The sequence below is a fragment of the Primorskyibacter marinus genome (assembly GCF_003313245.1).
Lineage (GTDB): Bacteria > Pseudomonadota > Alphaproteobacteria > Rhodobacterales > Rhodobacteraceae > Primorskyibacter > Primorskyibacter marinus.
Genome location: NZ_QJSD01000045.1, coordinates 1 through 5,513 on the forward strand (window position 1 = coordinate 1; position 5,513 = coordinate 5,513).

Here is a 5,513-nt window from a genome sequence, read left to right on the forward strand (position 1 = left end):
AGAGAAAGGGCCAATCGCCCTCGAGGGGGCGGTTCAGGAACGCCTGCACCCGCTCGTCCCTCTCGAGCCATCGCTGCGCGATGCCCTGCCGGGCAGTGGATCTCCTCGCACAGCCGCGACACCTGGCTCTTCGAAGTGCCGGTCAACCCCATGGCGCGCACCAGGTCATCCACCGCGCGGGTGGAGACGCCTTGGATATAGGCCTCTTGGCTCACCGCCATCAGCGCTTTCTCGGCGGTCCTGCGCGGCTCGAGAAAGGTCGGGAAGTAACTGCCTTTACGCAGCTTCGGGATGTTCAGACCGATGGTCCCCGCCCGGGTGTCCCACTGTCGCGGCCGATAGCCATTACGCTGGTTCTCGCGGTCCGGGCTGCGCTCGCCATGCGCGGCACCGCAGACAGCGGCCACTTCGATGTCCATAAGCCGCTGCGCGGCGTCCTGGATCAGATCGCGCAGAAAATCCGCGTCATCGCTCTTGGCGATCACCCCCGGAAGGTCGATTATGGGGTTGGTCATCGTGTTCTCCTTCGTTGTCGTCGGTCTTTGAACAGCCTCAGACTACGAAGAGCCGCGGTGGCCGCCAGCCCGGCCGCGCGCTGCGCTAAGCCAATGGCTTCGCGCGCGGCCTCCTACACCACAGGGTGGGGTACAACCCGAAAAACAAGGCGATGGCAAACGCAAGTAGCCCTGTGATCATACCGATAATGACGTAACCCAAGACCATTCTTTGTTCTTTCTCTGCGTGCTGATTCGCTGTGTTCACAACTTAGTGGCGAGTAGAGAAGTTTCAAACGCCGCCGATTTTTGGGCAAATACAGCCCTACATTATACCGCTCCTACTTCAAAACCCAAAAGTTCTCGTGGGTTATGACTCGGAAGTTGTCTGAGACCTTGTCGCGGAATTTCGTCCATTCCTGCGGGATGGTTTCACGCATGAATGCAAGGATGGCGTCGGCGAATTGCTTCTGACTTCGGCAGTAGCGATTGTGGGTGTGACCTGCCCCCATTGGTCCCTCACTCATAACGAGAGTTTGCAGGTTTGGTTTTGATAGTTGGGGGGGCCGGATTGGGCAAGCGCGGAGCCCTCAAATTGCTCAAGCGCCAGCCGCGCTTGCGAAGCGACGCCGTGTAGCTGGACCAGTTCGTAGTGCGGTAGCGGGCGGGTGCAGGCGTGCTCATGCACCCCGTCTAACCGCATGGATTCACATTGTGAAACCTTCGCAGACAGAGTTCTGCAACAATGCCCAGTCAACGGCGTAGAGGCGGTGTATGGTAGAACCGGTCGCCGCTCGCGTAGTCCGTCGATCAGTGCGGCCATGATTTTCACGCCCAGGCCCGTCGCGTTGCCCTCAGACGGTCAGCGACCACTGGTAGTTTGATGCCATGCGTGAGCCTTGAAAAAAGGCGATATCGAAAGAGGGTCGCCGTTGGACGTTGTCATACCAACGGACGAAGCCGGACTTGCCGCTCCACATTTCAGCGTAGCCCAAGTCCTCCATTCGCGCGATCGTGGGCAGCAGCAGAATATCGGCCAGTGTGTAGTCTTCTCCGGCCAGCCACGCATACTCCGTGCAGGCAGCATCGGCGCGCGAGATGGTCAGCGCGAGGCGCTCCAATGCTTCCGCGATGTCTTCGTTTCCAAAACCATCGCGCCGCATCTTGACATACAGGTCGCGCCTGACGGTGATGTTGCGGGACCATTCCGCAAACGCCTCGGGGCTCATCGCGCGCAGCGGTTCGGCAAATATCTGATTGGCAACGGGGATGCGGATGGCAGACGTCGGCACCTCTTCGATGAAGCGCATCCACTCGCGCACCTTTGCACGAGCGCGCGGATCCGGGGGCATCAATGGCGGTGCGGGAAAGACATCCTCCAGATACTCGCAGATGACCGACGAGTCTGTCACCACGAAGCCATCATGACGAAGCGCCGGTATCACGCCATTCGGATTGATGCCGAGATATTCTGGCGTGTGATGTTCGCGTTTGGCGAGATCGATCGGCCGATTTTCAAAGCTCAAGCCCTTTTCCGCAAGGACGAGCCTGACCTTCTGGCTGCAGGTGGAGCGCGGCGAGTTGAAGAGTTCGATCATGTCGGTCTTCCTTTCAGAAATCTTCCGGCAGCTTGCCCACCGCACGCAGCCAGTCGATGGTTTCGGCAATCGCTCGGTCGCGCGGCGTGAGATCGAAGCCAAGCGCAGAGACAGTAGCGGAATTGTCCACGTAGGGCGTGGCATAGGCACGTTTCGCAAACTTTCCGATGGAACCGATATCCGGTGCCGAGGTAGAACCGGGGTCTATATCGTGCACCCGATGCGGCGAGCCTGCCAGTTCAGCACCGCGATTGCAGAAGGCAGCGATGCTCGAGACGCCCGCATTCTCTACCCCCAGATACCGTCGGCCAGGTTCGCCATGCTCCAAAGCCCTGAGCGCAAGCTCGGCAAGGTCCGGCGAATACGAGAAATACATCGGGAAATCGAGGTAGGTTTCGATCTCACCGAGAATGCCTCGTTGCAGCACTGTCGTGAAGGAACTGGCAGCCATGACCCGTTCGACAATCGGTCCAGGGCCGAAAAGTGCACCTGGGCTCAGAAAGCGGATGTCCTGTCCGAGGCTGGCACGATAAAGGCCGCCATAAAATCCGGCGCGTTTTGCACTGATGTACGGGGTGTCGATTTCGCTGCTCAGAGTCACTGGTGAGCGTTCGGTTAGTGTGAAGCCAGAGTCGAAGATGCCGACGGTATCCAATGCGACTACGCGCCCAACCCCTGCTTTGCGCGCGGCGTCAAGCACGTTCAGGGTGCCAATATGATTGACGTCCCAAAACTCGCCTGGCGTGACCGTCGACCACGTTCCACCGAGAACCGCGGCACAATGAAAGGCACCAGTGATACCCTGCATTGCACGTTCCAAAGAGTCGGGGTCCCGGATGTCACCGATGGCAAAATCGACTCCGGCGTCCCTGAGTGGATCGAGGCCATCTTCATTGCGGACCAACGCGCGCACCCGCATGCCACGTTTCCTCGCCAGCAGTGCGATATTCGCCCCGGCCAGGCCAGTCGCACCAACCACAATCACATGTTCGGGTCCATCGGCATAAAGGTACGCGAGGTCCCACAGGAATGTTCGTGTTTTCAGTCCCTTTGGATTTGCGGGGCGATGGGTCAGTTTGGCGCGTTTCGTGAGGTGTCCGCTTTGATCGCGTCGTAAAGAGCGGTTTTGCCGACCTTTATGCGGGCAGCGGCTTCACGGACCGTCAGGCCTCTTTCGATCAGCATTTTCGCTCGCTTCAGTTTTTCAGCGGTGACGACAGCCTTGCGTCCGCCTTTTCGCCCGCGCGCAGCAGCAGCGCTCAGGCCAGCGCGGGTTCTCTCGCGGATGAGGTCGCGTTCGAACTGGGCAAGAGCGCCGAACAGATGAAAGACGAGTGTGCCTCCGCTCGTTGTCGTATCGATACCTTCAGTCAGAGACCTGAATCCGATGCCGCGCTGGTCAAGATCGCGAACCGTATCAATCAGGTGACTCATGTTACGACCGAGACGGTCGAGCTTCCAGACAATCAGCGCGTCACCGGAACGTAAGTGATCGAGCGCTTGATTTAATCCTGGTCGATCCGTCTTGGCACCAGATACGCAATCTTCAAATATCTCCCCGCAACCGGCCGCCTTGAGCGCGTCGATCTGTGGGGCCAGCGATTGATCGGCCGTTGAGATGCGCGCATATCCGACCGGAGCAACAAATTCTGCAGTCTTTGTCCGTTTTTCCATCCGCCAATCATCTTGTCCGTCATTCCGTTGTCAAGCCATATTAACGGACAGAAAAGCACGGGGCCGTCAAACGACCGATTCCCGGACACCACTATGACGGAGAGCCTCATGCCCCGAATGCAAATCCTTTCACCCTCCGAGCAAGAGGCGTTTGACGGTCCGCCAGTATTCGACTTCCGTGAGCGCAAACGATGTTTCGATCTGCCAAAACCCTTGTTGGACATCGCAACCGAGTTGCGTTCACCCGCTAGCCAGATCGGTTTTCTGGTGATGTGCACCTACTTCAAAGCGGCGAAGAAGTTCTACAATCCTCGCCATTATCACGCCCCGGATATTGAGGCGGCCGCAAAGCTTCTGGGGCTCACAGGATCGGAGTTCTCGCCAGCAACCTACCCCAAACAGACCCGCGCACGTCATCGTAAGCTCATTCTGGATTTCTATGGCTTCATGCCACTCGGGCAGGTCAACAGGAAAGACCTGATCGCCGAGATTGCGACGATGGCGCGAACATATCTGAAGCCGCGCCTGATCTTTGATCGATGCGTGGATTATTTGATCCAACGGCGCGTCCAGGTTCCAAGATCAGGTGTTTTGCTTGAGTTGATCCGATCTGGATTGCAGGCCCGTAAAGTAGAACTCATCGCACTGATGGATGCACATCTCACCGATGACGCGCGCGCCTTTCTGGACGAGCTTTTCTCGACCCCGGACGATCAGAACCGGTATCGTCTGACCCTGTTAAAGAAGCTGTCGCAGTCGGCAAGACCAACGAAGATTAAGGAAGCCATCGCTGACTTTGAGACGCTCGCTGATTTGCATGGCCAACTATCCGACCCTCTGGCTGCGCTCGATTTGGGAGCTGCCGGTATTCGATATTTCGCGGGCAGCGTTCAGCGGTCACGCCTGTTTCAGCTCAAACAACGCGCAGACAATGACCGCCATATCCATGCCACGGCTTTTGTTGCCCATCAGTTTTACCGTACGCAAGATAACCTGATCGATCTCTGGCTCAGTGTCATGGCATCCTTTCACGCAAAGGCGACGCGCGATCACAATGATCGGCTGCTGGAGAACCAGGCAGCACAGCAAAAGCAGATCAAGTCTGTCATCAATGACCTCGACACATCTGTGTTTGGCCTGTTGCGCGACATTCGCGACGTGACCGAGGCGGATGGAATGTCGGACAACCAGAAAGTCAGCACAATCCGAACCTTGTTGGATAAAGGTCGGTCAAGCGCCTTCGAGCAGCTGAAGGATGATCTTTCCGCAACCGCGCGGGATGAAAGCTGGTTCGATGTGCTTGAGGCAGGGTCCTTGCGACTACAATATCGACTCAGTCCCATCCTTCGCGTGATCACGTTCGAGAGGAACGACCGGCCCGCCGGTCTCATCACCGCCATCGACCGGTTCAAACACAACGATGGCATAGTCGGGCCAGGTGCGCCAACGGATTTCCTCGATAAAGACGAGCGGGAAGTACTGATCCGCAGCGACGGAACATTCCGAACCTCGCTCTACAAGGTCTTTCTGTTCCAGCATGTTGCCGCCGCCATCAAATCCGGCGATCTTAACCTTTCGCAGTCCTATAAATACCGCCCCATGGACACCTATCTGATTGATCCGGACAGGTGGAGGCGAGAGAAGCCGGAACTGTTGGAACGAGCCGGATTGGCCGAGTTTGCCGACCCACAACCTATTCTGGCACCCCTCCGGAAGGCGCTGACACAACAATATCAGCGCACGAACG

At 57.6% G+C, this 5,513-nt stretch carries 4 protein-coding genes and 1 pseudogene; 1 reads left to right on the top strand and 4 read right to left on the bottom strand.

Annotated features, from left to right (window positions below):
* The 4 genes and pseudogenes from DMZ65_RS19205 to DMZ65_RS19225 all read right to left on the bottom strand — a co-directional run.
* A pseudogene (locus DMZ65_RS19205) lies at positions 1-515 on the bottom strand (transposase); the annotation flags it as partial.
* Between the two features lie 833 nt (positions 516-1,348).
* The gene (locus DMZ65_RS19215; RefSeq protein WP_198662746.1) at positions 1,349-2,092 is read right to left on the bottom strand and encodes a glutathione S-transferase family protein; all 744 of its coding nucleotides are present in this window, start codon (positions 2,090-2,092) and stop codon (positions 1,349-1,351) included.
* A gap of 13 nt (positions 2,093-2,105) precedes the next feature.
* Positions 2,106-3,077, bottom strand: a complete 972-nt coding sequence (locus DMZ65_RS19220) for an NAD-dependent epimerase/dehydratase family protein (protein ID WP_157960700.1) — start codon at positions 3,075-3,077, stop codon at positions 2,106-2,108.
* 86 nt (positions 3,078-3,163) lie between these two features.
* A complete protein-coding gene (locus DMZ65_RS19225; RefSeq protein WP_116599936.1) occupies positions 3,164-3,766 on the bottom strand; it encodes a recombinase family protein in 603 nt (200 codons plus the stop codon).
* Positions 3,767-3,874: 108 nt separating this feature from the next.
* Between DMZ65_RS19225 and DMZ65_RS19230 the strand changes: the two genes are divergently transcribed.
* The coding region (locus DMZ65_RS19230; protein WP_198662720.1) for a DUF4158 domain-containing protein at positions 3,875-5,513 on the top strand (1,639 nt) is incomplete at its 3' end.